Source organism: Streptomyces sp. MGP-BFMKR1, assembly GCF_057766585.1.
Genome location: NZ_CM173408.1, coordinates 4,389,181 through 4,415,999 on the forward strand (window position 1 = coordinate 4,389,181; position 26,819 = coordinate 4,415,999).

General features: G+C 73.7%; 20 protein-coding genes. 8 read left to right on the top strand and 12 right to left on the bottom strand.

Going from position 1 to position 26,819, the window contains the following annotated elements; translation table 11 throughout:
- Positions 1-38 precede the first annotated feature (38 nt).
- Both AC3CHW_RS16960 and AC3CHW_RS16965 read left to right on the top strand, forming a co-directional pair.
- Positions 39-1,802 carry a type 2 periplasmic-binding domain-containing protein gene (locus tag AC3CHW_RS16960; protein ID WP_488466980.1) on the top strand — a complete coding sequence of 588 codons (1,764 nt, stop codon included), beginning with the start codon at positions 39-41 and terminating at the stop codon, positions 1,800-1,802.
- Positions 1,803-1,889: 87 nt separating this feature from the next.
- Positions 1,890-3,074 carry a Gfo/Idh/MocA family protein gene (locus tag AC3CHW_RS16965; protein ID WP_488466981.1) on the top strand — a complete coding sequence of 395 codons (1,185 nt, stop codon included), beginning with the start codon at positions 1,890-1,892 and terminating at the stop codon, positions 3,072-3,074.
- 171 nt (positions 3,075-3,245) lie between these two features.
- Here the strand turns inward: AC3CHW_RS16965 and AC3CHW_RS16970 are convergent, their stop codons facing one another.
- The gene (locus AC3CHW_RS16970; protein ID WP_488471082.1) at positions 3,246-4,364 is read right to left on the bottom strand and encodes a methyltransferase domain-containing protein; all 1,119 of its coding nucleotides are present in this window, start codon (positions 4,362-4,364) and stop codon (positions 3,246-3,248) included.
- A gap of 167 nt (positions 4,365-4,531) precedes the next feature.
- Between AC3CHW_RS16970 and AC3CHW_RS16975 the strand changes: the two genes are divergently transcribed.
- Positions 4,532-5,878: an NsdA family TPR-like regulatory protein gene (locus tag AC3CHW_RS16975; RefSeq protein ID WP_488466982.1), complete on the top strand. Its 1,347-nt coding sequence runs from the start codon at positions 4,532-4,534 to the stop codon at positions 5,876-5,878.
- Positions 5,879-6,137: 259 nt separating this feature from the next.
- Here the strand turns inward: AC3CHW_RS16975 and efeB are convergent, their stop codons facing one another.
- The 6 genes from efeB to AC3CHW_RS17005 all read right to left on the bottom strand — a co-directional run bounded on the left by efeB (position 6,138) and on the right by AC3CHW_RS17005 (position 12,773).
- The gene (gene efeB, locus AC3CHW_RS16980; RefSeq protein ID WP_398612141.1) at positions 6,138-7,400 is read right to left on the bottom strand and encodes an iron uptake transporter deferrochelatase/peroxidase subunit; all 1,263 of its coding nucleotides are present in this window, start codon (positions 7,398-7,400) and stop codon (positions 6,138-6,140) included.
- Positions 7,397-9,550: a copper resistance CopC/CopD family protein gene (locus AC3CHW_RS16985; RefSeq protein WP_488466983.1), complete on the bottom strand. Its 2,154-nt coding sequence runs from the start codon at positions 9,548-9,550 to the stop codon at positions 7,397-7,399. The genes efeB and AC3CHW_RS16985 overlap by 4 nt, the downstream gene beginning before the upstream one ends.
- Positions 9,551-9,555: 5 nt before the next feature.
- Positions 9,556-10,080 (bottom strand): copper chaperone PCu(A)C, encoded by a 525-nt coding sequence (locus AC3CHW_RS16990; protein ID WP_488466984.1) that lies wholly within the window; start codon positions 10,078-10,080, stop codon positions 9,556-9,558.
- Entirely contained in the window at positions 10,077-10,739 is a 663-nt protein-coding gene (locus tag AC3CHW_RS16995; RefSeq protein ID WP_176162813.1) for an SCO family protein, read from the bottom strand. The genes AC3CHW_RS16990 and AC3CHW_RS16995 overlap by 4 nt, the downstream gene beginning before the upstream one ends.
- 252 nt (positions 10,740-10,991) lie before the next feature.
- Positions 10,992-11,828 carry a YcnI family copper-binding membrane protein gene (locus AC3CHW_RS17000; RefSeq protein WP_488466985.1) on the bottom strand — a complete coding sequence of 279 codons (837 nt, stop codon included), beginning with the start codon at positions 11,826-11,828 and terminating at the stop codon, positions 10,992-10,994.
- 93 nt (positions 11,829-11,921) lie between these two features.
- Positions 11,922-12,773: a hypothetical protein gene (locus AC3CHW_RS17005; RefSeq protein WP_488466986.1), complete on the bottom strand. Its 852-nt coding sequence runs from the start codon at positions 12,771-12,773 to the stop codon at positions 11,922-11,924.
- A gap of 608 nt (positions 12,774-13,381) precedes the next feature.
- On the opposite strand from AC3CHW_RS17005, the gene AC3CHW_RS17010 reads away from it, so the two are divergent.
- A complete protein-coding gene (locus AC3CHW_RS17010; RefSeq protein ID WP_398612146.1) occupies positions 13,382-13,897 on the top strand; it encodes an ATP-binding protein in 516 nt (171 codons plus the stop codon).
- A 321-nt stretch (positions 13,898-14,218) separates the two neighbouring features.
- Positions 14,219-15,451, top strand: a complete 1,233-nt coding sequence (locus tag AC3CHW_RS17015) for a hypothetical protein (protein ID WP_488466987.1) — start codon at positions 14,219-14,221, stop codon at positions 15,449-15,451.
- 30 nt (positions 15,452-15,481) lie between these two features.
- Here the strand turns inward: AC3CHW_RS17015 and AC3CHW_RS17020 are convergent, their stop codons facing one another.
- Positions 15,482-16,360 carry an AraC family transcriptional regulator gene (locus AC3CHW_RS17020; protein WP_488466988.1) on the bottom strand — a complete coding sequence of 293 codons (879 nt, stop codon included), beginning with the start codon at positions 16,358-16,360 and terminating at the stop codon, positions 15,482-15,484.
- 68 nt (positions 16,361-16,428) lie between these two features.
- Between AC3CHW_RS17020 and AC3CHW_RS17025 the strand changes: the two genes are divergently transcribed.
- Positions 16,429-17,547 (top strand): DMT family transporter, encoded by a 1,119-nt coding sequence (locus AC3CHW_RS17025; RefSeq protein ID WP_488466989.1) that lies wholly within the window; start codon positions 16,429-16,431, stop codon positions 17,545-17,547.
- Here the strand turns inward: AC3CHW_RS17025 and AC3CHW_RS17030 are convergent.
- Both AC3CHW_RS17030 and AC3CHW_RS17035 read right to left on the bottom strand, forming a co-directional pair.
- On the bottom strand, positions 17,451-18,287 hold the full coding sequence (locus AC3CHW_RS17030; RefSeq protein ID WP_459246560.1) for an NmrA/HSCARG family protein: 837 nt from the start codon (positions 18,285-18,287) through the stop codon (positions 17,451-17,453). The genes AC3CHW_RS17025 and AC3CHW_RS17030 overlap by 97 nt on opposite strands.
- Before the next feature lie 82 nt (positions 18,288-18,369).
- Entirely contained in the window at positions 18,370-18,864 is a 495-nt protein-coding gene (locus AC3CHW_RS17035) for a hypothetical protein (protein WP_488466990.1), read from the bottom strand.
- A 205-nt stretch (positions 18,865-19,069) separates the two neighbouring features.
- Here AC3CHW_RS17035 and AC3CHW_RS17040 point away from each other — a divergent pair, with 205 nt between their 5' ends.
- Positions 19,070-19,702: a TetR/AcrR family transcriptional regulator gene (locus AC3CHW_RS17040; protein WP_459246562.1), complete on the top strand. Its 633-nt coding sequence runs from the start codon at positions 19,070-19,072 to the stop codon at positions 19,700-19,702.
- Between the two features lie 221 nt (positions 19,703-19,923).
- On the opposite strand, the gene AC3CHW_RS17045 is transcribed toward AC3CHW_RS17040, so the two are convergent.
- Both AC3CHW_RS17045 and AC3CHW_RS17050 read right to left on the bottom strand, forming a co-directional pair.
- Positions 19,924-21,381, bottom strand: a complete 1,458-nt coding sequence (locus tag AC3CHW_RS17045) for an aminopeptidase P family protein (protein ID WP_308117933.1) — start codon at positions 21,379-21,381, stop codon at positions 19,924-19,926.
- A gap of 354 nt (positions 21,382-21,735) precedes the next feature.
- Complete coding sequence (locus AC3CHW_RS17050; protein ID WP_488466991.1) at positions 21,736-23,445, bottom strand: PP2C family protein-serine/threonine phosphatase; 1,710 nt, start codon at positions 23,443-23,445, stop codon at positions 21,736-21,738.
- 831 nt (positions 23,446-24,276) lie between these two features.
- On the opposite strand from AC3CHW_RS17050, the gene AC3CHW_RS17055 reads away from it, so the two are divergent.
- Positions 24,277-24,960, top strand: coding sequence for a bifunctional DNA primase/polymerase (locus tag AC3CHW_RS17055; RefSeq protein WP_187062876.1), 684 nt, complete (start codon positions 24,277-24,279; stop codon positions 24,958-24,960).
- The last annotated feature ends 1,859 nt before the right edge of the window (positions 24,961-26,819 follow it).

The following is a 26,819-nucleotide window of genomic DNA, read 5'->3' on the forward strand; positions in this document are numbered from 1 at the left end:
CCTTTTTCTCGGCGCACCACCCGTCAGGAGAACGTCAGATGCCCCCTCAGCAGTCCGACAGGCAACAGGAGAACAGCGCGCACGCGACCGGTCGGCGCGAGACGCGAACGGACTCCCCGTCCGTGTTCGCCGCGCTCAACCGCCTCGACCGGCGCCGCTTCCTCGGCGTCGCCGGCGCCGCCGGAATCGCCGCGACCGGGCTCGGCACGCTCACCGCCTGCACCACCGGAACGAGCGCCACCGGCAAGGGCGCCGAGGGATTCCGCAAGGTCAAGCTGCCGACGTACGTGCCCGCCAACGTCGCGCCCGCCGACCTCGCCGGCAACGCGGAGGGCCTGGACGCCGCGTACCTGCGCTACCCGAAGAAGCTGGTGCGCTCGGTGCCGAAGCCGCCGGGCGACGGCGATTCGATCAGCGCGCTCACCGAGACGTTCACGACGCCGGCGCCCGCGATGGACCGCAACCGCTACTGGAAAGAACTCAACAAGCGGCTCGGCTCCGAGCTCAAGATGAACATCGTCGTGGACAGCGGCGCCGACGCGTACCTCACGAAGTTCAACGCCATCATCGCCAGCGGCGACATTCCCGACCTGGTGTGGTTCCCGCCCAACCAGGGCCTGCGCAAGGTCCCGCAACTCCTGCAGGCCAAGTTCCACGACCTGACCTCGCACCTGTCCGGCGACGCCGTAAAGAAGTACCCCAACCTGGCCAACCTCCCGGACTACGCGTGGAAGACCGCCGTCATCAACGGGAAGATCGCCGGAGTTCCCGTCGCGTACGGGCGCATGGGACAGATCTACGTCGTCAACGAGGACTTCTGGAAGCCCGTCGGCGGATACGCCTTCGACAGCGCGCAGGACTTCCTGGACAAGGGAAAGGAACTCCTCGACACGCGGCGTAAGAAGTACGTCCTGGAACCGGCGTACGTGAACGCGCACAACATGTTCGCGCAGTGGTTCGGCGCGCCCTCGTCCTGGCGGCTCGACGGCGGAAAGCTCACCGCGCGGTACGAGACCGACGAGTACTTCGAGGCCCTGGAATTCGCGGTCAAGGTGTTCAAGGCCGGGCTTTTCTGGCCGGACCCGAACCTGACCACCACGCGCGAGAAGATGGCGCAGGGCACGCTGGGCGCCTACGTGCAGTCCTTCCCGTCGTTCCTGGTGGACGTGAAAACGTACGAGTTCCCCTTCGGCGTCATCGTGCCGTTCGCCGCGAAGCCCGGGGTCACCGCGCACTTCGACTTCGGCGCCGGCTCGGTCGGCTTCACCGCGATCAGCAAGGGCGCCGACAGCAAGCGCATCCCCACCCTGCTCGGCGTGCTCGACTACCTCGCCGCGCCGTTCGGCACCGAGGAGCGGCTGTTCCTGGAGAACGGCGCCGAGGGCACCCACCACAAGCGCACCGGCGACGGCGACGTCGTGCTGACCGACAAGGGCAACGCGGAGGCCGTCACCACCGCCATGCCGCTGGCCTTCCTCGCCAACGCCCCCGAGTACCTCTACCTGCCCGGCAAGTCCGACCTGACCCGCCGCATCCACGGCTGGCAGCAGGAACTCCTCAAAATCGGCCAGGCCAGCCCGGTGATCGGCCACTACTCCGACACCAACGCCGACAAGGGCGCGTCCCTGACCAAGGCGCTCAACGACGGCGTGCTCGACATCATCGCCGGCCGCAAGTCGCTCTCCGACTTCGACGGACTCCTGAAGAGCTGGCGCTCCGGCGGCGGCGACCGCATCCGCAGGGAGTACGAGGAGTCGCTGGCCAGCGAGAAGAAGGGCAAACAGGGCAAGCAGGGCAAGTAGCCGCACCGGGAGACCGGCCATCCACGCCGGCGCGCCCTGCCGTCGCCCCCCGGGGGCGGGGCGCGCCGGTCACCGAGGGAGAAGGACATGGAAGACCTGCGCATCGGAGTCATCGGCCTCGGGCTGCGCGCCAACCTGGCCGTCGCCGCGCACCGGCCGGGCCGCGGCAGCGTCGTGGCCGCCGTCGCCGACACCGACGAAGCGGTGCGCGCCAGGGTGCCCGAGCGGTTCGATGGCGCGCGGGCCGTCGCCGACCACCGCACGCTCCTGGACGACCCGGGCATCGACGCGGTCATCGTCGCCACGCCCGACGACACGCACGAGGCCATCGCCCGCGCGGCGCTGTCCGCCGGCAAGCCCGCCTACGTGGAGAAGCCGCTGGGCATCACCGTCGAGCAGTGCGACGCGATCCTGCGCGCCGGCTACGAGAGCGGCACCCGGCTGTACGTCGGGCACAACATGCGGCACATGGGCGTGGTGCGGCTGATGCGCGACCTGATCGCGCGGGGCGACATCGGCGAGCCGAAGACGGTGTGGGTGCGGCACTTCGTCTCGTACGGCGGCGACTACTACTTCAAGGACTGGCACGCGGACCGGCGGCGCACCACGGGGCTGCTGCTCCAGAAGGCGGCGCACGACATCGACGTGGTGCACTGGCTGGCCGGCGGCTACACCGAGCGGGTGAACGCGCTGGGCGACCTCATGGTCTACGGCGACCTGCCGCGCCGGGAGCCTGACACGCCGCGCCCGGAGGGCTGGCTGCGCGAGTTCGACTGGCCGCCGACCGCGCGCCGCGACCTGCACCACGTCGTGGACGTCGAGGACGTGTCGGTGATGAACATGCGGCTGGACAACGGCGTGATCGCCGCGTACCAGCAGTGCCACTTCAGCCCCGACTACTTCCGCAACTACACGGTCATCGGCACCGAGGGCCGGATCGAGAACTTCGGCGACGGCCCGGGCGACCTGGTCAAGCTGTGGAACACCGGCCCGACCGGCTACCGGTCCGGTGGCGACGCGGAGTTCCGGGTGCCGGAGGCGAAGGGTTCGCACGGCGGCGCGGACGAGCGGATCATCGCGGAGTTCTGCCGCTTCGTGCGCGAGGGCGGCGCCACCGACACCTCGCCGGTGGCCGCCCGGATGAGCGTGGCCGCCGGCGAGTTGGCCACCCGCTCGCTGCGCGCCGGCGGCGCCCCCTTCGACGTGCCGCCCCTCGCGCCGGAACTGCTCGCCTACTACGCGGCCGGCCAGGAGCGCGCCGCCGGCGCCTGAACCGGGACCGCGGCACCCGAGCCGCGGGGCCGGGGCCGCACCGTTCGGGGGGCGGCCCCGGCCCCGCCACCACCCCGGTGGCCGGGCCGGGCTGCCCCCGCGGCCCGGCCACCGGCCCGCGTCGTGGGCGCGAACGCGCAGGTGTGGCAAAGGCGGGGCGGACGGCCCGTCTCACTGAGTGGGCTTGCCGAGTTTCCAGGCGGTTCCCCCGGGAACGTCCCGACGAAGGATATGTTCCCCGCTGGCGTCCACCGTGAGCCAGTAGGCATCAGGGGACGGTCGGCCAGCGTCGATCCAATCCGAGAGAAGCGCGAAGCGCTCGGTCCACAGGTCAAGAGGGCCATCGTGAACCACCAGCACGGTGTCATCACTGCCCAGGGTGACGCGTGCCCAAGAACCTGTACGCGGGTGCACCAGACCGTGAACGGTCGTGCCGGTGTCGGCAACGAGCGACAGGCTCAAGACCTCATGCTGAGTCATAGCGACTTCCAGGCATTCGGCATGGATCAGCTCGCGTAGGAACTGCTCGCGGCTGCCTGGCGCTTTCGGAACGTCGAACGTACGGCTTCGGCCACTTCCGTTGACAACAAGGCTGGCGTACTTGGAGGCTCGTTCGGCGACGTGTTCGGAGGAGGGGCGAGCGCGCATGAACGAGGCGGTGTCCGGAAGGAATCCCCCGGACGCGCTGTGCTCGTCGTCCACTGTGAGCTGGGCGACGCCAATACCAATGTTCACGACGATGACGCCGCCAGGTCGGATCTGGGCGAGCCAGGGTGTGGGGATGCGCTCCACCCCGCAGGTAGCCAGGAGACCGCCGTAAGGGGCACGCTCCGCACATCCAGCGGTACCGTCGCCGGTAACGACTGTCGGCTTGTAGCCGAGGCGGGCCAGCTTCTCGCGGGCCTCCGCTGTGAGTTCGGGGTCAACGTCCACACTGACCACCTGGTCGGCGCCGTAGTGGTGGCACAGGAGAGCCGCGTTGTACCCGGTGCCGGTGCCAATCTCCAGAACGGGGCCAACGGCGGAGGCGAACGCCTCCAACATCCGGGCCATGAGTGACGGTTCGCTTGACGAGCTGGTGGCAGTTCCCGCCGTGTCCGATCGAGTGATCAGGGAAGTGTCTGTATAGACAGCACTCGCGTACCCGGGGTCGCTTTTCTGGTAGACGCGGGATTCGGCTCCTGTGCGCATTGAGAAGCACGGAACGAAGAGTTCACGTGGCACAGAGTCGAAGGCGTCGATCCAGTGTGGTGAACGAAGTGCTCCGGTTACCGTCATGGCAGCGGTCATGCGGCGGCGTTCCGCCCCAAGAGTGGTCACGTATGTCCTTCTAGTGCATCGGCGATGGCGTGCGTGATGGGCTGCTGAAGTTCGGGGATGAAGCCGTACTGGCCGTTGGGATTGATGTCGATCAAGTGCCAACGGTCGTCATTTAAGCGGCGGGGAGGTGGGCACGCGTGGGCGACCGGCGGGCGAACGAGGGTCTGATGCGGCTGTACCGCGAAAGTGGTTGGACGCTGCGACAGATGGCGCAGGAGGTCAACAAGATCGGCACGGAGCGCGGGACGCCGTTGCGCTACCGCGAGGCTTCCATTCATCAGTGGTTGGCGGGACATCTTCCCAAGGAGGGTACCCGCCCCTTAATTCTGGAGGGTCTTGCCCGGCGCCTCGGGCGCCCGGTTACGTATGCTGAGGCAGGTTTTCCAGCACCTGCTGAAAACGCATCCGATGATGGCATCGTAGAGGGGCTTCTGAATTTTGGAAGACAGGATATGGACCCATCGCGGCGCGGCGTTATAGGGGTCGGTGCACGCCTCTTCTCAGTCGCTCTAGCCATTCCCGGATGGCAGGACGTCGTGGGGCGTATGGAGGCTGTGCAGAATGGCCGAATGGGGCGCATCGGCATGCCGGAGGTCGAATCCGTAAGTGCGATGACGGATCGGCTTTCTGGTCTTGATGATGAGTTCGGTGGTCGCTATGCGCGGCCGATGGCCGCAGCGTTTATGGTGAACATTGTTGCCCCCTATCTGAAAGCGGACGCGCCGGGCAGAGTGCGTAAGGAAATGATGTCCGCCGCTTCCTTTCTTAGTTATCTCACGGGTTGGATGGCGGTAGACGAAGGCTTGCACGGTATCGCTCAGCGGTACTATGTGCAGGGCCTGAAATTAGCCGGCGCCAGTGCCGACCACATGACCTACTGTCACATTCTCCGTGGTATGTCTGTTCAATCGGTAGACCTGGAACACGGTCCTACGGCGGTCAACCTCGCCAATGCTGCCAGCGAGGCATCTCCTGTTGCCGGACCAAGAATGATCGCTTTCATGGCAGGGCAACAGGCTCACTCTTATGCCGTTGCGGGGGACCGTGTCAACGCCCTCCGATCTCTCACGGAAGCTGAGGCCGAACTGAGCAAGGCGCAGAGCCGACCGGGAACATTCGGCGGCTACAATGCGGCTACACTCGCCTATCACACAGCGCAAGTCCGGCACTATCTAGGGGATAGTGCCGGAAGTGTGGAATCGCTGGAGTTCTGCTTTCGCTTGCGGGACCCAGAGCATGATTCCCGCAGGGGTGATCTGCAATTCGGTGCACTGCTGGCAGAGCGACAGCTAGCATTGGGTCATTTGGACGCGGCGTGCGCTACCTGGGGAAAAGTGGTGGACGGGTACCCATCGATTCAATCCTGGAAGGTGGACAGGCGCGTCACAGAAATGACCCGCCTGATCCGCCCGCACCTTAAGAACTCAGCCGCGCGTGATCTCAACGAGCGGGTACGCCTTGCCGCGCCATCCCTGATGGCCTGAACCACGCAGGACCGCGCCTTACGCCGAGGGCCACACGCGGGTCCTACGGGCTCGACCGACACCGCCCACGCGTACCCGCAGGAGCCCATCCCGCGCATGCGGCGCCGTCCGGGTCATCTCGCTCCCATCGCACCGTTCGGGGGGCGGCCCCGGCCCCGCCACCACCCCGGTGGCCGGGCCGGGCTGCCCCCGCGGCCCGGCCACCGGCCCGCGTCGCGTACGCGAAGTCCCTTGTCCAGCAGGGTAGTTGACGGCGCGCTCAGCCCTCCAGCAGGGGCTGCCCCACGTACTCGTCCGGCTTCGCCGCCGCCGGGACCGCGAACAGGCCGCTCGCCTCGTGCCGCAGGAAGCGGGAGAGGCCGTCGCCCCGGTCCAGCTTGCGCTGGACGGGCACGAAGCCCCGCATCGGGTCCGCCTGCCAGGCGATGAACAGCAGCCCGGCGTCCGGCTGGCCGTCGTCGCGGAAGCCGTCGTGGTACGAGTACGGGCGGCGCAGCATCGCCGCGCCCTGGTTGGACTCGGGCGCGGCCACTCGTACGTGCGCGTCCCCCCGGATGGCGATCGAGCCGTCCTCGGTGAACTTCTCCAGGTCGACCGGCGTGGTCTCGGTGCCGCCCGAGAGCGGGGCGCCGTCCGACTTGCGGCGGCCGATGACGCGCTCCTGCTGCTCCAGGGACAGGTGGTCCCAGGTGTCCAGGAGCATCCGGATGCGCCGCACCACCGCGTACGAGCCGCCGGCCATCCACGCGGGGGAGCTGGCGTCGCCGCCCTTGGGGACGAAGACGCGGGCGTCGAAGTCGTCCTCCTCGGGCTTGGGGTTGTTGGTGCCGTCGATCTGGCCCATCAGGTTGCGGGTGGTGCGCGGCTTGTCGGTGGCGCCCGGCGTGCGGTTGAAGCCGGTCATCTGCCAGCGCACCCTGGCCGTGTCGCCGGCCACGCGTTGCAGGACGCGCAGCGCGTTGAAGGCCACCAGGCCGTCGTTGGCGCCGATCTGGAGCCACAGGTCGCCGTCGCTGCGGGCCTTGTCGAGCACGTCGGAGGAGAAGTCCGGCAGCGGGGCCAGCGCCTGCGGCAGTTGCTTCGTCAGCCCCACCTTGCCGAAGAAGGTGCGCCCGAAGCCCATGGTGACGGTGAGCGACGCGGGGCCCGCGTCCAGGGCGCTGCCGGTGTCCTCGCGGTCCGCGGGGCGGCCCTCGACGAGCGCCCGCGCGGCCTGGGTCCAGCGGCGCAGCAGCGCGGCGGCGGCCTTGCGGTCGGCGCGCGGGGCGAGGTCGAAGGCGACGAGGTGGCCGTGGACCTGGTGCGGGTCGAGGATGCCGGCCTGCGGCGTGCCGTGCGCGCGGGCCCGGCCGCCGAAGTCCACGGCCGAGGCGCCGATGCTGGTCAGCGCGGTGGTGCCGGCGTCGTCGCGGGTCGCGCGGTCCGCCGCCACGGCGCTCGCGCCGCCGGCGACGAGCCCGGCGGCGCCCGCCGCCCCCGCGGTGCCAAGCAGGCGGCGGCGGGAGATGGAGTCCAAAGTCATGGTCCGACCTTCAGGGTGTCGGTCTCCGTCACCTGGTCGATGTCGGAGGTGCGTACGGTCAACGAGAGCTGCCAGTCGCCTGGCATGGGAAGTTGCACGCCGGTCGCGCTCCAGTGGCCCGCCGAGACGCGGTTGAGGGAGATCCCGAGCGGGCCGATGCCGCGCTCCCGCAAGGTGAGGGACGCCTTGAGTTCGGGAACGTCGGCGGGCTTGCCGGCGGGGTTGGTGAGGTAGGCGTGGAAGGTGTTGTCGCCCGAGCGCCCCGGGTCCAGCGTCACCTCGGCGGTGCCGCGCCCGTTCGGACCCCCGGTGTCGTACGGGACGCTGAGGGTGGCCGGGCCCGTGGTGACGCTCTGCCCAGCCGCCTCCTGCTCGGTCTCCGCGCGGCCCGGCTGGGTGCCGGTGAGCACGGTGGTGACGGCGAGCAGGACGACGGCGACGCCGGTCTCGACGGCCACCGAGCGGCGCAGCCCGGAGCGCGTCGGGTCCGCGTCGCGCTCGCGGCGGGTGCGGGCCGCGCTGACCGCCGCCCGCTGCCGGGCCAACTGCGCGGCCCGCGCCCCACCGTCGGCGGCCTTGCCTCCGGCCTTGGCCCCGGCCTTGGCCGCTGTCTTGGTCTTGTTCTTGGGCTTGCCCCCGGCCTTGGCCGCTGCCCCGGGTTCCGGCCTCGGCTCCGACGTGGGCTCCGACGTGGGCTCCGGCTCGGCTTCCGGCCTGGCTTCCGAGGCGGCCTTGGCCCGGGCTTCGGCCTTGGCCGTCGCCGCCGCGCCGCGCGTGGCCGGCGCGGTGTCGTGGGGGGTGTCGAGGCGGAACGTCCAGCGCCGGGAGAGGCCGGCGACGCCCACCAGGAGCACCACCAGGCCGACCTTCACCAGCAGCCAGCGCCCGTACTCGGTGTCGGTTAGCGCGTGCCACGAGCCGACCTGCCGCCAGGACTGGTAGAGCCCGGTGGCCACCAGCGCGACCACCGAGCCGAAGGCCAACCGCGAGAAGCGGCGCACCGCGAGCCGGGGCAGCCGCGCCTCGGTCCGCAGCGCGACCAGTAGCGCGGTCAGCCCGCCCAACCAGACGGCCACGGCCAGCAGGTGCACGATGTCCACCGGCACGGCCAGCGCCCGCTGGATGCCCACCGACGCGTGCTCGGCCAGCGCCCAGGTGGCGGCGAGCCCACCGGCGACGAGGGCGCCCCCGACGCCGACCGACCACGCCAGGTCGGTCCGCCCGGCCAGGGCGGGACCGGCCACGGGCGTCCGGCCGCCACCGCGCGCGGGCCGCGCGGGCCGGCCGGTCGTGCCGCGGGCCCGCCCGTCGCCGGCCGGCGCGTACGAGCCGAACAGCACCGCCACGCACACCGCCGCCGCGGCGAGCAGCAGCAGTCGGCACAGCAGCGCCGTGCCCGGCTTGGTGTCCAGGACGTCCCGCAGCAGGCCGAGGTCGAACGCGGCGCCGAGCCCCCTGCCGCTGCTGGTGTACGGGCCGCGCAGCAGCAACAGCGTGACGGTGGCGCCGAACAGCGTCCCCCAGCCGGTCGCCGCCACCCGCCGCACGGCGCGGTTGGCGTGGCAGTGACCGGCGAACACGCACCCGCCCACCAGCAGCACGAACCCGCCGTACGCCGCGTACCGGGCGATGCCGTACAGCGCCGAGACCGTCTCGTCGGGCTCCGCGCTCGGCAGCACGACGGAGGTCTTGGAGGGTGCGCCGATGGAGAAGGTGAACGCGCCGCCCACCGGGTGGCTGTCCTCCGACACCGCCTGCCAGGCCACCGTGAACGTGCCCTCGGGCAGCCCGGAGCGCAGCCCCACGGTGGCCGTGGACGACCTGCCGGCCACGTGCGCCGGCTTGCCGTCGTCCACCCGCTCCCCCCGCGGGTCGAGCACCCGCACCGAGTCGTCCGAGAGCAGCACGCCCTCCGAGAAGGTGAGCGTGACGCGTTCGGGCGCCCGCTGGAGCACCGCGTCCTTCGCCGGGTCGGTGCCGGTCAGCGCGGCGTGCGCGGCGGCCGGGGACGCGCCGGCGCCGAGCGCGCACAGCAGTGCCGCGAGCAGCGCGCCGAGCACGGTCAGCGCCCGGCGCGACCGGGACGCGCCCGGTCGCGCCGGCGCGGACGAACGGTCGTCCAACCGGGGCTGGGCAGGGGGCTGGGGCATGCGGGTCAGACCTCCGGCTGGTACGACGTCGGCTTGACCGGGACGCTGACCTCGATCGCCGGGGACTTGGCGAAGTGCAGGGTCAGCGTGACGGTCTCGCCCACCTTCGGCTGGCGGGACAGCTTCTCCAGCATCAGGTGGTCGCCGCCGCGGGCGAGGTTGAGTTCGCCGCCCGCGGGCACCTCGAACTCCGTCACCCGGCGCATGGCGGTGCCCTCGGTCGTGTGCATGGTGACGCGGTCCGAGAGCGCCGTGGTGACCGAGGTGAGCCGGTCGGCGGCGTCGCCGGAGTTGCGCACGCTCAGGTAGCCGGCCGCGATGTCCGGCGTGGGCGGCTGCGGCAGGTACGCGCCGGCCACGGCCAGCTTCGCGGAGCCGCCCGCGTCCTTGTCGTCGTCCGACCCGCACGCGGTGAGCAGCAGCCCGCCGAGCCCGAGGGCGAGCGAGGTGGCGCCGGCGAGCGCCGTTTTGGACACCCGGCGCGCGCGGAGGCCCCGCGCTGTCGCCGGGCCCTGTGGCGGGCGGGTCACGGGTTCTGCCCCTTCACGATGCTGGGCAGCTCGCGGCTGTACGCGGTGGTGGTGGTCTCCGTCATGTACAGCCAGTGGCCCTTGTCGTCCTTGGGCGAGAAGCCGATGACCTCGGCGCCGTGGTTGACGGTGACGGTGCCGTCCTTCTCCTTCTTCGGCTTCTCGATGAAGATGCCGAGCGGCTTGGCCGCGGCCTGGATGGTCTCGATGTCGCCGGTGAGGCCGGTGAAGTCCTTGCCGCCCTGCCCGTCGAGCCAGCTCCGCATCCGCTTCGGGGTGTCCCGGTCCGGGTCGGTGGTCACGAAGACGACCTGGAGGTTGTCCTGGTCGGCCTTGGGCAGCTTGGCCTTGGCGAGGGCGACGTTGCTCATGACCATCGAGCACACGTCGGGGCAGTAGGTGTAGCCGAAGTAGACCAGGGTCGGCTTGCCCTTGGTCCGCTCGATGAGGTCGTACTTCTTCCCGTCGGTGTCGGTGAGCACCAGGTCGGGCTTCTGCTTCGGGGTGTCGAGGACGATCGCGCCCTTGTCCTTGACCGAGGGGGAGGACTTGACGGTGGCGACGCCCTTGTCGTCCGAGTCGCCTCCGCCGCAGGCGGCGAGGGTGAGGCTGAGCACGGTGACGGCGGCGAGGGCGACGCCCGCGGACTTGCTGCGCATGGAGTTCTCTCCAGAGGGTGCTGGTGCTGGACGGTCGGGTGAGGGAGTGGGTGAGGGCAGGGGAGCGGGTGGGACGGTCGGTTCCCGTACGCGCGGCGACCCGCCCGCGCACGGCTCAGCCCGGTACGGCCCGCTCGCGCGCGTCCCGTGCCGCGCCGCGGTAGCGGCGGGCACGGTGGGCGACGGGTCGGGCGGACGGAGCGGCCGTGCGTGGCCCGGGCGGGGGCGCGGGCGGGGGCGCGGGCGGCGGGGTCAGGCCGAGCGGCGGCGGCCGGCGAGGACGCCGAAGGCCACGCCCGCGATGCCGGCCGCGATGCCCACGCCGCCGAGCACGCGCGCCGTGGTGTCGCTGTCGTCGTCGGAGCCGGCGTTCGCCGGCTGGCCCGAGGTGCCCTCGCCCGCGGCGTCGGCGTCCTTCTTCGCGTCGGTCGCGCCGCCCGTACCGGCGGCGTCGGCCGCGACGAGCTTGAGTACCGGGGCCGGGGACTCCGGCTCGGGGGCGCCCTCCCTGGGCTCCTCGATCCAGCGGACGACCTCCTTGTTGGAGTACGTCTGCAGGGCCTTGAAGACCAGGTGGTCCGCCTTCTCCGGGAGCTGCCCGACGGAGAGCGGGAACTGCTGGAACTGGCCCGGGCGCACGCCGTCGCCGTCGGCGGTCCAGGTGACCTTGTTGACCGCCTCGGTGATCTTCTTGCCGTGCGACTCCAGCGGCTTGTCGAGCTTGCCCTTGGTGACCTTGACCTGCCAGCCGGGCACGGGCTGCGGCATCACGGACGACATCGGGTGCTCGGCCGGGAAGCTGACCTCGAGCTTCACGGTCGAGGCGTCGTCGCGCTCGTTGGGCACCTTGAAGTTGATCGTCGCGTACCCGCCCCGCTCGGCCTCGCCCGGCTGCACGCTGACGTGCGCCAGGGCGGGCACGGAGCACAGCAGGACGGCGCCGGCCGCGAGCGCGCCCGCGCCGGCGAGCCGCCGCCCCGCGCCGCCCGCGCGCCGCGCGCGGGTCGCGGCCGGGGCCGTGGCGGGGACAGGGGTCGGGTGGGTGTCGGTGGCGGCGGGCGCCGGGTGCGAGGGGTGCACGGCGTTCATGACGGGATCTCCTGGGACGTGACGGGGAAGGTGAGCGCAGCGGTGGGCGACCGCGCGACACCGCCCCGGCCGTACCGGAGTGGGCGTCTCGCGTCAGGCCGCCAGGTCGTAGCGCGGCGGCCCGCGCCGGATCACGGCGTGGTGCAGCGCGAGGGCCCGGGGCCGCGCGGGCGTCTCGCCCGCCGCCCTGGCCGTCCACGGGCGCGGCCCGACAGCGGACCGGGACAGCCCCGCGCACACCGCGCCGACCAGCGCGAACGCGGCCCGCAGGGTGCGTACCAGCGCCGCGTCGGCGACCTCGCGGGCGGGAGCCGCGGACAGCGCGACAACGCGCCACAGGGCGGCGTCGCCACGGCGCAGCAGCCAGCCGGCGGTGAGCGCGGCCAGCAGGTGCCCGAGCAGCATGGGCAGCGAGGGCAGCACCGCGTCCAGGACGGACCCGGAGGCGTGCCGGGCCGCGCCCGCGACGGCCGTGCCGGCCTGCGCGTGCCGCTCGGGGTCGAGCCCGGAGTCGTCGACGATCCGCCGCGCCTTGTCCACCGAGATCTGGCCCGGCTCGTCACAGACCAGCCGCGCGGCGAGGACGATCAGCCGCCCGTCGGCGCTGTCGGAGGCCACGCCGGGGGGCAGCGCCTGGGCGCCGTCGCCGTGCGTGTGCGCGTGCCCGACGGCCGGCAGGCCGGCCACGCCGCGCTGGGCGAGCGCGAACAGCGAGTGGAGGACGAGTTGCCCGGCGGCGAGCCCGGCCGCGATGCCCGGCAGCGAGCGCTGCCGCCCGGCCAGCGGGGCCACCACGGCGAAGGTCACCAGCCACGCCACGCCCAGCGTCCACCCGGGCACCGCCGCGCACGAGGCCAGCACGTGGCCGCCGGCGGTCAGCGCGACACAGACGGTGGTGAAGAACGCGGCGCGCAGCAGCCGCAACCCGGCGCCGGCACGCACCATCCGCCCGCGGAGCGGTGAGCTCCCCGAGGGGCGAGGACGGAGCGACGTGCGGCAGAACATGGCCGCGCCATCATCCCACCGGGCGGAACGTCCCCTCACGGCAGGGGTGGGGGCCTTTCGGTGGTTCCTCGCCGACGCCCGTCGCATGGCCTACGGGGTGGGCCACGTGGCGGCGGCGCGTTCGGGTGGCCCGTGGGACGACGGCCCGCCCCGCCCGGCGGAAAGCGCCCCGGCACGGCGGGTTTCACACCGGGGTGCCGGGGGACTCGCGTGAGCGACGGGATGCGGTGAGTGAGGAAGCGGTGGGGGACGGCGTGGTCCCGGGCTCTCGTCCGGGACCGCGTACGCCGCCGGGCGGGGCTCGCTCCGACATCCGGCGCGTACGCCCCGCCCCGGACGCCCCACCGGCGACCGGCGGCACGGGTGCCGCGGGCCATCGGAAGGCGCCACCCGCGTCACACGGATGGCCCTGCGCCCCAGGTCCTTACACCGCTTACGCCCTCAACCGCATCCGCCGAATGAGCGTAGTCACACCGGAGGCGGGCTTACCGACCTCCGGGACAGGCAATACGTATCGATATGTCGAGCCGCGACCGGGAGGCTGGAGCATGAGCATCTGGTGGTCCCTCCATCTGCGGCGCGAGGCCGCGAGCGTGCCCCTCGCCCGGCGCCTGTTGGTGGGCGCCATGGAGACGGCGGGTGTGGACCCCGATGTCTCCTACGATCTTTCCCTCGCCCTCTCCGAAGCCTGCGCCAACGCCGTCGAGCACGGCGGCGACGCGTCCACCACCGACTACCGCGTGACGGCCTTCATCGACGGCGACACCTGTCGTATCGAGGTCACCGACTCGGGTCCGGGCCTCCCCCGGGGCCGTCACGCCCGCACGCTGGCCGCGCACTCCGCGCGCGCCCCGCAACCCGCCTGTCAGGCCCCCGCGCACCAGGCCCGGCAGCCCGTCACCCCCCGCGACACGCCCCTGGCCGAGCACGGGCGCGGGCTGTTCCTCATCGAGGAGCTCACCGACCGCGTCCGCTACCGGAACCGCTCCGGGCGCGACGGCACCGTCGTCAGCTTCGACAAGATTCTCAAGTGGCGGGACGACGCGCCCTTCATGGCGTCCTGAGCACCCCCGCCACGCACGCCCTCGCCGACGCCCCGCACCCGGCGCCCTGACCAGCGCCCCGGCAGCCCCGGCGCCCCCAGTGCTCCGGCAGCCCCCAGAGCCCCGGCGACCCGGCCCGCCCCGCGCTCGGCGCCGGGCGGTGAGCCGCGTGCTGCCCGACGGGCCCGCGGCCCGCTCCCGCCCGAGCGGCGGGCGTCGCCCATACCCCTGGGCCGGCCGACACAAATCGCGGTTCGGTCGCCTCGCCCGCGCCTGCCGGGTCTCGGATTCCCCCGCCGCTAGGCTCGTTGGGCGAGGCGGTGCCTGGCAGGGGGAGGGACAGTGGGATCTGACCCGAGGGCGGCGCGGACACCCGCGGAGTACGTCGCCGCACTGCGCGCGTTACGGGACGAGGCCGGTCTCAGCTACCGGCAGTTGGAGCGCCGCGCGCACGCCGTGGGTGACGTACTGCCGCGCGCGACGGTCGCCGGGGCCCTGGCGCGTACGGCGCTTCCGCGCGCGGAACTCGTCATCGCCTTCGTGCGCGCCTGTGGTGGCGACGCCGCCGTCGGCGCCTGGCTGGACGCGCGCGAGCGCCTCGCGGCGAGCGCGCGAGCCACGGCGACGGACCCACCACGGACCGAAGAGGCGGGTCCACGCACCGAGGAGCCAGGTTCACGCACCGAGGAGTCGGGTCCACGGACCGAGGGGGTGGACCCGCGTCGGGAGCGGAGGCCGCCGGGACCGCCGGAGACCGCGACCGGGCACCCCGTGCCCCCCGACCCGGCCCCACCCCCAGCGCGCTCGGGAGCGTCCCGCTCGGCGGCCGAAGCGGGGTCGGCCGCCCCGGCGCGGGGCGCCGAGCCGCCGCCCGAACCCGTTGCCCGGCACGGCCGTTGGTGGCCCGCCGTCGCCCGTCGGCCTTTCAGGTCCCTCGTGCCGGTCTCGTTCGGAGCCGGCGTGGGCGCGGCGTTGGCGCTCTCGCTCGCCCTCTGGCTCCAGTCCCCGTCCGGCGACGGCCAAGGCGCGGCCCCTCCGCCCGAGCCCAGCGGCTGGGTGACGATGCGTCCGGTGGACGCGCCCCGGCTGTGCGTCACGGAGGGCCGGGAACGCAACCGCCGCACCGACCGCCCCGTCGCCGTCCAACTCCCGTGCGAGCGGGCCCCGCAACCCCGGGTGTTCCTGGAGCACGTCAGCGGCTCGACCTACCGCGTGCAGTGGCACCATCCGGTCCACGACAAGGGCTGCCTGAGCGTGGACGAGCCACCACACGGCGCGGGGGAGGGCGAGGAGTTGGTGTCCCCGCGCGAGTGCACCGGGCAACCGCACCAGAGGTTCCGGCTGGAACCCGTGGGCCGTGGCTACCGCCTGCGCCCGCTGGACAGCGGCCTGTGCCTCGGCCTGTTGCCCCCGCGTACCGAGGGCGCCGAACTGGTGCAGGCCCTGTGCACCGGATACGAGGACCAGAGCTTCCGCTTCGAACGGGCGCGCCCGACGGCCCCCCGCCCGCCCTCACCCCGCTCGTCCCCCACACCGAGCGCCAACCCACAGCACCATGCGGCTCCATGGGCCTGACCGGCGCTCGCCGCGTCCGCCCTGCCCGGCTCAGCCCGCCGCGCGCTGGTAGGTGCCGGGCGTGATGCCGTAGCTGCGCTTGAACCAGCGGTGCAGGTGGGCCTGGTCCGCGAAGCCCGTCGCGGTGGCGGCCTCGGCCAGCGGCACGCCGCTGGCCAGCAGGGCGCGCGCCCGGCGCAGGCGCAGCAGCCGCTGGTAGTCGCTGGGCGCCATGCCGTACTCCGCGCGGAAGGCCCGGTAGAGGGCGAACCGGCTGCACCCGGCCACCGCGGCCAGCCGCTGCGCCGACACGGGGGTGAGCGGCGCCTCGTCCAGCGCGGCGCGGGCCCGGCGGGCGGCCCGGCGCTGGCCGCCGCCCGCGAGGGTGCGCACGCGCGGCGCGCGGGTCGCGCCGCGCCCGGCCATCGCGAGGACGGCCGAGGTCAGCGTCTCGTCCCGGGCCAGCGCGTCGGCCGGGCCCAGCAGGGCGACGTGCAGCCTGGTCAGGGCGCGGGCCAGCCACGGGTCGGTCAGCACGGGGCGGGTGAACAGCGGCATGGCGGGCGACCGGCCGCCGGTGGTGTCGGCGGCGTCGGCGAGGATGCCGCCGACCACCGAGGGGCCGAGGTGCACGATGCGGTAGTGGTAGCCCAACTCGACGGCCGCGCGCCCGTCGTGCACGTCGTCGGGGTTGAACGCCATCACCATCCCGGCGGCGCTGGTGTGGTCCGCGCCCCGACAGCGGAAGCGCTGGGCGCCCTCGTCGGTGATGCCGAAGGAGTACGTGTCGTGGCTGTGCAGCGCGTACACGTGGTCGTGGAAGTGCGCGTGCATGGCCTCCACCGGCCGCGTCGCGTCCCGCCAGTACCGCGCCCGGTTCCCGCCGCCCGCCACCCCACCCGTGGACCTGTCCGCTGATCCGCCTGACATGGCGGACATTGTGCCGGGCGCACCAGCGTTCAAGGCGTGCGGTGTCCGTGCTCGGCACAGTCAGCACCATGGACACGGGCACGGACGCGAGCACGGACACGAACGCGAGCGGGGCGGCGGACACGGGTACGGGGACGGCGGGTACGGAGACGGGCGCGAGCCCGGGGCGGCGCGCCGGCCATCCTTACCTGTTGTTGCTGACGACGATGGCGCTGTGGGGCGTGGCCTTCTCCAGTTCCAAGGCGGTGGTGGCGGACGTCCCGCACACCGTGGGCGCCTTCCTGCGGTTCGGGGGCGGCGCCCTCGCGCTGCTGGTGGCGCTGCGGTTCCTCGGTCGCGGGGGGCCGCCGGTCCCGGTGCGCGGTGCCTGGCCGGCGATGGCCGCCGGGGTGCTCGGGGTCTTCGCGTACAACGGGTGCTTCTTCTGGGGCCTCTCGCTCGCTCCCGCGCTGGACGCTGGCATCCTGATCCCCGTGCTGAGCCCCGTGCTGACCAGCGCGTTCCTGCTGGTGACCGGGAGGGAGCGGCCGAGTGCGGGGCGCGTGCTGGGGCTGGGGCTCGGCCTGGTCGGCGCGGCGATCTTCTTCCTGGGGGCCGGCGGCAGCGCGGCGGGTGGCGGCGAACGGCTGTGGGGCGACGCGTTGTTCCTGCTCAGCGCGGTGTGTTGGGCGGCGTACACGCTGGCCGGGCCGCGCGCGATGGCCGGCATGGCGCCGCTGCGGGCCACGACGTACGCGATGTGTGCCGGCGCCGCCCTGCTCGGCGTGCTCGCGGCGCCCGACCTGCCCGCCACCGCGTGGTCCCAACTGTCGGTCAGCACCTGGCTGAACCTCGCGTACCTGGCGGTGGGCGCGGCGGCGGTGGCCAACCTCCTCTACTACCGCGGCGTGCGCCGCGTCGGCCCGGCGACCGCCTCGCTGATGATGTTCACCGTTCCCGTCATCAACACGCTCTGCGCCACCCTCGTCCTCGGCGAGTCCTTCGGCCGGCTCCAGGGCGCGGGCGCGGGCGTGCTGCTCGCCGGCGCGCTGCTGGCCGCGACCCGGGGCGGCCCGCGCGGCGGGGCCCGGCCACCGCGCGGGCCGGGGGGTCAGTCGCGCGCCGGCGCGAGCCGCGCGCGCAGGAACTCCTCGAACGTCAGCATGTCCGGCCGGAGTGCGCGCAGCGACGGGATGTCGGCCCGGTAGCCCTCCTCGGCGAACCACGCGAACATCCGCTCCTCGATGGGGAGGGGGGCCAGCCGCGTCGGGGTGCCGGTGACGCGCTCGTAGACCTGCGCCACCTGCGTGAACGTCAGCTCGTCGCCCGCGATTTCGAGCTGCCGGCCCAGGTAGCGGTCGGGGTCGGTGAAGGCCGCGTCGACGAAGCGGGCGACGTCCTCGCTGGCGATCATCTGCATCGGCCGCTCCGGCCTGACCGGCAGCTCCAGCACCCGCTCGCCCTGCGCGTCGGCGTAGTGCAGCAGGTTGTCCATGAAGAACACCGGCCGCAGGATCGTCGCGGGCAGACCGAGGGACAGGATGTGCCGCTCGATCTCGGCCTTGGTCTCGAAGTGGCCGATGCCCGTGTTCCGTTCGGCGCCACCGACGGAGCTGTAGACCAGGTGCGCCACGCCCGTCTCCCGGGCGGCGTCCGCCACCGCCTTGCCCTGGCGGACCTCGGTGGCCAGCGTCTCCGGTTCGTACGCCAGCGGCTGCACGCTGAACACGCCGTCCACGCCGGCCATGGCCGCGCGCAGCGACCCGGCGTCGTTCAGGTCACCCCTGACCAGCTCCGCGCCCAACGTCCGCAGGGCCAGCGCGGCGGGCTTGTCCGGGTCGCGGACCAAGGCGCGGACCGTCCGGCCGCGGGCCAGCAGGGCGCGGGCGGTGGCCCCGCCCTGGTTGCCGGTCGCGCCGGTGACGAGCACGGTGAAGGCATCGGACATGGCAGGCTCCTCGCTCGTGGCGGGACCGCCTCCGCGCGGCCCGCCGGTGGAGGAGATCCTGGAACATGAACCACGGTTCAGCTCAAGGGCCGCCGGCGCCGCGCCTGCCGGTTCCTCCCCCGGCTCCCCGGCCCGCGCGCCGCTTGGGCCCCAGCCAGGGGCGGCCCGGCCAGGTCGTCCAGGGCAGCGAGGCCGCCTCGTGCGGCGGCAGCAGGCCGGCGCCGATGAGCGCGGCCCGCCCGGCGCAGTGCCCCGCGAGGCGGAAGCCCGGTTCGGAGGAGTCCACCTCGTGGAAGCCGCCGTCGGTGAGCAGCACGGTCGCGGCCACGCCGTCGAGCCCCGCCACCAGCCCCGACCGCAGCGCCGGCAGGAACTCCGGAGGCAGGTGCCGCTCGGGCACCGCGTTGAGCAGTTCCAACCCGTCCGGGCCCGGCGGCCCGTCGCGCGGGTCGGGCGGTTCGAACTGCGCCACGACATAGGCGTACGGGCCGCAGCTCCCGATGTTCTTCAGGACCCGGACGCTCACGTCCCGGACGGCGGTGGGCAGGCCGGGCACGGGGGCGGGGGTGCCGGTCATGGCCGTACCGTACGGGGCGGCGCGGCGCGGCGGCCAGTGCGACGGGCCGCCGTGGCGCGGTGCGGCGAGCCTGCCGCATGGCAGAGGTCCTCCCCTGTGGGGCCCCTGCCACGCGGCGTGCTGCGCGAATCTAATGCGAGCGCGTTCGCGTTAGATTGGCTAGGAGAATATGGGCCGTGATCGTGCAGGGCAACTTGGGGAGCGCATGAGCGAAGAGGAGCCCACCCCCGGGTCGGTCCGCCCGGGAGGCCGGACGGCGCGTACCCGGGCCGCCGTCCTGACCGCGACCTTCGACGAACTCGGCGAGGGTGGCTACGGCGAACTCACCATGGAGAAGATCGCCCAGCGCTCCGGCGTGCACCTGGCGACCGTCTACCGCCGCTGGGGCAGCGTCGAGCGGATCATCTGCGAGCTGATGATCGACAAGAGCGCCGACATCGCGCTGCCGGACACCGGCTCGCTCCGCGCCGACCTGCTCGGGCTGGCCAGCGGGATCGGCGGGTTCTACGCGGCGCCGCGCAACCGCCGCGTCATGGAGGCGGTCGTGGCGGCGGCGGTGCGCCAGCCGTACGCCGCCGAGATGCTGCGCGACTTCTTCCGGGACCGCCGCCGCGAGGCCGCCGTGCTGGTGCGGCGGGCCATCGAGCGCGGCGAGGTGCCGGCCGACACCGACACCGACGCGGTGATCGCCGCGCTCGGGGCGCCGTTCTACTACCGGCTGCTGATCTCGCGCGGCCCGATCGACCAGGACCTCGCCGAGACCACGGCCGCCGCGGCCTACGAGGCCGCCCGCGCGGGCGTCTTCCGCCACCCCGCCGCCGACGCGGGCGAGCGGTAGCGCGGGCTGGGCCCGCCGCCTCTCTGGGACCGGGGGCCGGGGGCCGGGCGAGGCGGGCGGGCGCACGCGACGCGGCCCGGTGGCGAAGCTCGTCGGGCGCTTCGCCACCGGGCCGCGTGGGTGCCGGTGTGGCGGGTGGTGCGGTGTGCGGCGGCGTACGGGCGGACCCGCGTACGGGCCACGCGCCGGCCGGCGCGTGCCAGCCGCCGTACGGTGCGGAATCAGCCCTTCAGGCGGGCCATCCACTGCTCGATCTCGTCGGCGGTGCGCGGCAGGGCGGCCGACATGTTCCGGTTGCCGTCCTCCGTGACGAGGATGTCGTCCTCGATCCGCACGCCGATGCCGCGGTACTCCTCGGGCACGGTCAGGTCGTCGGCCTGGAAGTACAGGCCGGGCTCCACGGTCAGGCACATGCCCGGCTCCAGGGTCCCGTCCGAGTACGTCTCGCGCCGCGCGACCGCGCAGTCGTGCACGTCGATGCCGAGCATGTGGCCGGTGCCGTGCAGCGTCCAGCGGCGCTGGAGACCGAGTTCGAGCACCCGGTCCACCGGGCCCTCGACCAGGCCCCACTCGACGAGGTGGGTGACCAGGACGCGCTGCGCGGCGTCGTGGAAGTCGCGGTACTTCCCGCCCGGCTTGACCGCCGCGATGCCCGCCTCCTGCGCCGCGTACACCGCGTCGTAGATCTTGCGCTGGAGCGGGCTGAACGTGCCGTTGATCGGCATCGTGCGGGTGACGTCGGCCGTGTAGAGGGTGTGCGTCTCGACGCCGGCGTCGAGCAGCAGCAGCTCACCGGGGCGGACCGGGCCGTCGTTGCGCACCCAGTGCAGGGTGGTCGCGTGCGGGCCGGCGGCGCAGATGGAGCCGTAGCCGATGTCGTTGCCCTCGACCCGGGCTCGGAGGAAGAAGGTGCCCTCGATGTAGCGCTCGGAGGTGGCCTCGGCCTTGTCGAGCACGCGCACGACGTCCTCGAAGCCGCGCACCGTGGAGTCGACGGCCTTCTGCAGCTCGGCGATCTCGAACTCGTCCTTGACCAGGCGCAGTTCGCTCAGGAAGGACTTCAGCTCCTCGTCGCGCTCGGCGGTGACCTTGTCGGTCAGCGCCGCCTCCAGGCCCGCGTCGTGCCCGCGCACGATGCGCACCGGGCCGCTCGCCTCGGCCAGCGCGCCGGCCACCTCGCGCACGTCCGCGCAGGGCAGCCCGTAGAGCTGCTCGCCCTCGGAGAGGCTGTTGCGCCGGCCCACCCACAGCTCGCCCTGGCCGTCGAGCCAGAACTCGCCGTTGGCGCGGTTGGAGCGCGGCAGCAGGTAGAGGGTGGCCGTGTGACCCGTGGCGCCGGTCGGCTCCAGGACGAGGACGCCGTCCTGCGTCTGGTCGCCGGTGAGGTGCGCGTACTCGCTGGAGGCGCGGAAGCTGTACTCGGTGTCGTTCGAGCGGGTCTTGAGGTTGCCCGCGGGGATCACCAGCCGCTCGCCCGGGAAGCGGGCGGAGAGCGCGGCACGGCGCCGTGCGGTGTGCTCTGCCTGCGGGATCGGCCGCAGGTCGTGCAGCTCGGTGTCCGCCCAGCCGCTCTGCATGTTCTCGGCCAGCTCATCGGACACGCCCAGGTAGAGCGCGTTCTTACGCTGCTTGATCGGCTTGTCGCTCTCCAGGGTCTCCGGAGTGGGCTCCTCGGTCACGTCTCCTCCTCGAACTGGACCGCCCCTGGCCTCGGGCCTGGGGACCTTACCCATCGTATGGGTGAGCGGCGCGTCCCCCGCAGGGGCGGGACGCATCGGTACGGAGGGGCCCGAAAGCTCCACCTGGGAGAAGTGCCCACCGGCCCGCCCCGGGGTTCCCCGGGCCCGCTCCCGGCCGCGCCGGCCCGGGGCGGCTTCGCGGGGCCGGCGCCGGGCACGGGCGGCGCAGGCGGCCGGCCCACGGCTCCGCGACGGCACGGCCGCGCGGCGCGTGACGCCTGTCACGCCGGGCCCGCCGGGCGGGGCCGGGCCCGCCTCGCCGCCGAGTTCGGGGCGCGCGGGGCGGGGTGGTCACTAGTCGAAGCAGGCGGCCAACAACACGATGTCCTCGTTGTCGGCGGCGGCAGCGGCCTCCAGCGGGCCGCGCCCGGCGCCCGGGCCGTCGGGCAGCACCGCCCGCAGCACGTGGTCGACCACCGCGTCCGGGTCGCGGCGACCGGCCCGGGGCACGCTCGCAGCCGCCGCGTGCAGACGGGCGAACGCCTGGTCCATCGGCGCGCCGGTGCGGCGCAGCAGCCCGTCGCTGTAGAGCAGCAGCGTCTCGCCGGGGCCCGGCTCTATGCCCACGCTCGGCGCCTCCCAGCAGGCGAGCATGCCCAGCGGCGCGGACAGCGAGGTCTCCACGTACGCGGTGTGCTCGTCGCCGATGAGCAGCGGCGGGCAGTGCCCGGCGCCGGCGAGGACCACCGAGCGGTGGGCCGGCTCGCAGTAGGCGAAGAGGGCGGTCGCGGCGCGGGCGGGTTCGGTCAGCCGGAGCAGGAGTTCGAGGTCGGACAGGACGGCCACCGGGTCCTCGCCCTCGAGGACCGCGTACGCGCGCAGCGAGGCCCGCAGCCGGCCCATCGCCGCGACCGCGCTCGGCCCGCTGCCGGTGACGCCGCCGATGCTGAGCCCGAGCGCGCCCTCGGGCAGCGGGAGCGCGTCGTACCAGTCGCCGCCGCCGAACGGGCCGGTGTGGTGCCGGGCCGCGAGCCGCACGCCCGGAACCCGGGGCAGCCGGCTCGGCAGCAACTCCTCGCGCAGCGTCGCGACGGTGCGGCGGTCCCGGTGCAGTTCGATGTGGCGGCCGATGTGCTCGGCGGCGTACCGGCAGTAGAGGCCGACGAGGTGGCGCTGGCGCGCGGTCGGCTCGGTGGGCTCGTCGTACAGCCACACCACGGCACCGATCCGGCCACGCGGTGGCGCCGGGTCAACCACGAGCGCGGGGTTCACCGGGGTGACGGGGGTTCGCCCGGCGGGCCCGTCCGCGCCGGGCGCGGTGGCGTCGTCCGGGCCGTGGCCCGCCGCGTCGTGCGGGGGCGCCAGCGGCTGGGCGCGCGGCTCCAACGGCAGCGCGTAGCTGGCGGCGTAGCCGAGCCGGGCGGCCACCTCGCGGTGGTGCGGGTCGAGGTCGTCCTCGCTGGCGATGTCGGGGTGGGCGACCTCGCTGGGCCAGGCGGCGTCGGGTGGGGCGGCGCCGTCCGGGGTCGGCTGACCGGTCGGCGCGGGCCCCGGGCGCTCGCCGCCGTACGGTGGCCGCGCGGCGGGCGCGGGCAGCCCGTCGAGCAGCCGGCCGACGGAGCCGGAGGCGCGCGGGATGGTCTCGATGTGGCCGAGTTCGGCCCGGCCGAGCCCGAGGCCGATGGTCAGCTCGGGGCCGAGCCCGTCGGTGGGTTCGAGCGCGGCCATGCCACGCTGCGCGCCGACGAGGGCGGCGCCGGCGCGCAGCAACTCGCGCAGCGCGTCGTCCAGCGTGGTCGCGTGGGCCAGCCGCTCGGTCAGCTCGTGCAGCGTGGTGAGGTCCGAGACCCAGCCGGCGAGCCGGTCCTGCACGGCGGTGTACGGGGTGCCGCCGGCGGACGGCGCGCCGGTGGGGCCCGTAGGGGGCGCGGAGGCCGACTGGTGCGCCGATGGAGTGGCGTCGGCGGGGGGCGAGGGAGCGGCTGGGATGGGCGCGGGATTCTGGGAGGGGCCGGGCACAGCAGAATCGATTCCAGCCACTTTCGGAAGACGGCGCGCACTCATGGTTGACCGCTCCCGGCGCTGGATAGGGGCTGGCCGCCGACGCGGCGGGGCTCATCGAGCAGTATGCCCGTATTCGTTCCGATCTTTAGCGCTTTATCGGCCCGCGGCATGGGATCGGAAAGCAGGGGCATTCGTCTCAATAGCATCGCAAACCCCCATGTCATGTTGCGTCGCTACGAATGCTCCACATGTACACGCACCCGTAAGGCGATGTCTAGCACTGGGGCGGTGGGGTTGTTGGTGTCTGTGGTGAATCGAAGTTGTCTGGAAAATGCCCTTCGAGCAATCGATTTGGGGTCGACTGTCGTCATCCGGCAGCGCGTCATACCCACCTCGGGGGGTATGCACTTGTTGAAGGGCGGGGGCAGTTGGGTCGACCCGGAACCCCATCGCGGGTCCGAGCGTCTTCATCGATGACGGTCGAGCCCACCCTCAGCAGTGGCGGGGGACGCACACTGAGCACCAGTCGGCAGGCGCGCCGCGCACGCCACCCCTCGCCATGGTCCAGGTTCGACCGCAAGGGGCTCCTCGTGGAGCACGGTCGGGGAGAGGCACACCCCCGACCCGTGCGGTGACATGAGTTTCACGCAATGTGATCGACGGCGTTGATTCAGCGCCGCACTGCGCAAACGAAATGCAGGGATGTTGCGAAAAGGCCGTAGCGTCCGCAGTGCCTGAAGTGCCAGCAGTGTCAGTAGTGCCACCGTGTGAGCAGTGCCACCGCAGTGCCACGGCGCCGTCCCGACCAGGCGGACGCCATGGAGATCCATCGTCCGCTGCCGCGTACGGCAGTCCGCAGCCCTCGGCGTTCACGGAAAGGAACGAGCGCTCATGCGCGAGATCCCCGGAAGGCGACGCAAGTTCTCGATGCGGCGGGGCAGGAGGACGGCGCTGCTCGGCGCGGCGCTCACCTGTGCCACCGAATGGCACTGGCCGATCCTGCCCGGAGTCGGCATCCCGCCAGGTGGCAGGCCCGGAGAGTGCGGGTGCCCACACCCTGACTGCGTGGTGCCCGGCGCGCACCCCTTCGACCCCGGCCTGCTCGCCGCCACCACCGACGCCCGGATGGTGCAGTGGTGGTGGACCAACCGGCCCACCGCGCCGATCATCCTCGCCACCGGCAACCGCGCCCCGAGCGCGGTGAGCCTGCCCGCCGTCGCCGGCGCCCGCGCGGTCGCCGCCCTCGACCTGGCCGGCATCGCCATCGGCCCGGTGATCGCCACGCCCACCCGCTGGTCGCTGCTGGTCGCCCCGTACTCGCTGGAGGAACTGGGCGAACTGCTGCACCGGCAGGACTGGGTGCCCAGCTCGCTGCGCTTCCACGGCGAGGGCGGGTACGTGGCCCTGCCGCCGTCGCAGACCGGTGCGGGTCAGGTGCGCTGGGAGCGCGCCCCCCGGCCGGCCGCCCGTGGCGTCCTGCGCCCGTGGCTGCCGCAGGTCGGCGCCGTAGCCGACGCGCTGGTCGAGGCCAGCGCCAACGCCCCGGGCGGCAGCAGCAGCGAACTCGCCTACTGAGCACCCCGCCGCCCCGTCCCCACCCGGGCGGCGGCGCACCTGCCAACCCCGCTGGCCCGCCTCCGCGCGGGCCGGTGGCGTTTCCGGCGCCGTAGCGCCCCGCGCCCCGGAGCCCGCGCCTCCGGCCCTCTTCTCCCGGGCCGACCGACCCCGCCGAGGCGCACCGGCCGACGCCGGCGCGAACCAGCGCGAACCGGTGCGAGGGGCGCCCGCGCGGGGCGTACGACGCGCGATGGCGTGGACCGTACGGCCGTACGACGGGGGAGTGCGGGGCTGGTCCGCCGTATGGGCCGGCGCGTGGCCCGTGGGGCGTGGCGGGTCGTACGGGCGGCCTACCGGCGCCGTGCGCGCCACCCCGCTCGTCACCCGCTGTCTTCCACTCTTCAATGCCCGGTACACCGAATGGCCCCGCCGCGCGCCCGGCGCGGCGCCACCGTGGGTCACCCCGCGGGCGGCGGCGGAAGCGCGGAAACCTCCAATTGCCCCCGCCCCGCGCCGCTCGCCGCCCGGTTGCGCGCGGGGCCGCGCGGGGGTTGTGGTTACGCAGAGTGCAAGCGTGATCGCGCCACGCTGAGGTCGCCGACGCGCGGATACAACTCCTCGGTACTGGCTTGAACTCGCCCCTCAAGTCCAGCTCAAATGTGACGGCAGTGACCTATGTGACAGAAGTGATGTCGCGCCTCCGTGGCCCCGAGCCGTGTGACGCGCCGCGTACCGCCGCGTCGGGCCCCGGTACGACCGACCCCGGCGACCCGCTCCTGGGCCGCCCCGCACGGGCGGCGTCCCGGTGCGCGGGGGCCAGGGCCGGGGCGGCGGCGGGCCAACGCGCGGCGGGGCGCGCGTGCTGGCGAACGTGGTGATGAGGGGCGCGGTGGGGCGGCCAAAGACGGCTGTGGCGGCGCCGGGTGCGGCGGGGCGCGGCCGACCCGGCAACCGATGGCGGTTGGCCAGCGTACGGGTGGTGACCTGGTAGGGCGCCCCTGGAGCGCCGCTTGGGCCGGGCGGCCGGCGGGCCCCGGCGACCCGGTGTCGGATGGTGCGTCGGATGTCGTGTGGTGCGCCGGGGGAAGCGGTGTGCTGCCGGTGTGCGATGCGACGCGAGGGGCCGGTGTGACGTGGACCCGACGGTGCCGCGGCCGGGGCGGTGAGCGGCCGGCCCACCAGGTGCCGGGCGGCCGGCGTGGCGAAGGCCCGTCCGGGTGCTGCCGCCGCCCGGCGGTCCGGACGCGCCGCGCCGAGCCGCCGCGTCCGCGTGGCCCGAGGCGGCGCCGGGAGGGACGCGACGGGGCCCACCAGGCGGCGTCGGGCGGCGGTACACGCCGTCGCCGCTCGGTGGGCCGGCCGAGGCCGCGGGCGGGCACGAGGCGGGCGCTGGGCGGCGCGTACGGCCCCGAGCTGGGAGGGTGCGGGCCGGCTGCCGGGCGCGCGGCCCTGGCCAGGCCGTGGCGCGGGTCGGCGGGGCGTCTGACGCCGAGCCAGAAACCGGGCCCGGCAGGGGGCGTGGGGCGCGGTGCGCGAAGGGGGCCGTGCGGCGGGTGGCGCTGCGAGCGGGCGCTCCGCGCGGTGCGGGCGCTGGGCCGGCGGGGCGCTGGGCCCTCGGCGCGGCAACTCGGTGGCGCGCGGGGCGGAATGAACGGGCCGGGGACGTGGTTTCCCCTGGCTGCCGGCGACGTGGGCCGGGCATGGAAGCGCCCGGTCGCTGGCGACGGGGGATGCACCAGCGACCGGGCTCCTAGAACGGTAACAAGAGATCGGCAGTTCGCAAATTCGATCGCGGATTTCAAGACGCGTATTTCCTGGCTAATACCGGGAGTTGTGACCAGGGTCACGCATCTGGATCGTCTGGAGATCATCTGTGC

Coding starts and splice junctions, on each gene's coding strand:
- AC3CHW_RS16960 (WP_488466980.1), top strand. CDS start 39: ATGCCCCCTCAGCAGTCCGACAGGCAACAGGAGAACAGCGCGCACGCG.
- AC3CHW_RS16965 (WP_488466981.1), top strand. CDS start 1,890: ATGGAAGACCTGCGCATCGGAGTCATCGGCCTCGGGCTGCGCGCCAAC.
- AC3CHW_RS16970 (WP_488471082.1), bottom strand. CDS start 4,364: ATGACCGCTGCCATGACGGTAACCGGAGCACTTCGTTCACCACACTGG.
- efeB (WP_398612141.1), bottom strand. CDS start 7,400: ATGACTTTGGACTCCATCTCCCGCCGCCGCCTGCTTGGCACCGCGGGG.
- AC3CHW_RS16985 (WP_488466983.1), bottom strand. CDS start 9,550: ATGCCCCAGCCCCCTGCCCAGCCCCGGTTGGACGACCGTTCGTCCGCG.
- AC3CHW_RS16995 (WP_176162813.1), bottom strand. CDS start 10,739: ATGCGCAGCAAGTCCGCGGGCGTCGCCCTCGCCGCCGTCACCGTGCTC.
- AC3CHW_RS17000 (WP_488466985.1), bottom strand. CDS start 11,828: ATGAACGCCGTGCACCCCTCGCACCCGGCGCCCGCCGCCACCGACACC.
- AC3CHW_RS17005 (WP_488466986.1), bottom strand. CDS start 12,773: ATGGTGCGTGCCGGCGCCGGGTTGCGGCTGCTGCGCGCCGCGTTCTTC.
- AC3CHW_RS17010 (WP_398612146.1), top strand. CDS start 13,382: ATGAGCATCTGGTGGTCCCTCCATCTGCGGCGCGAGGCCGCGAGCGTG.
- AC3CHW_RS17020 (WP_488466988.1), bottom strand. CDS start 16,360: ATGTCAGGCGGATCAGCGGACAGGTCCACGGGTGGGGTGGCGGGCGGC.
- AC3CHW_RS17025 (WP_488466989.1), top strand. CDS start 16,429: ATGGACACGGGCACGGACGCGAGCACGGACACGAACGCGAGCGGGGCG.
- AC3CHW_RS17030 (WP_459246560.1), bottom strand. CDS start 18,287: ATGTCCGATGCCTTCACCGTGCTCGTCACCGGCGCGACCGGCAACCAG.
- AC3CHW_RS17035 (WP_488466990.1), bottom strand. CDS start 18,864: ATGACCGGCACCCCCGCCCCCGTGCCCGGCCTGCCCACCGCCGTCCGG.
- AC3CHW_RS17040 (WP_459246562.1), top strand. CDS start 19,070: ATGAGCGAAGAGGAGCCCACCCCCGGGTCGGTCCGCCCGGGAGGCCGG.
- AC3CHW_RS17050 (WP_488466991.1), bottom strand. CDS start 23,445: ATGAGTGCGCGCCGTCTTCCGAAAGTGGCTGGAATCGATTCTGCTGTG.
- AC3CHW_RS17055 (WP_187062876.1), top strand. CDS start 24,277: ATGCGCGAGATCCCCGGAAGGCGACGCAAGTTCTCGATGCGGCGGGGC.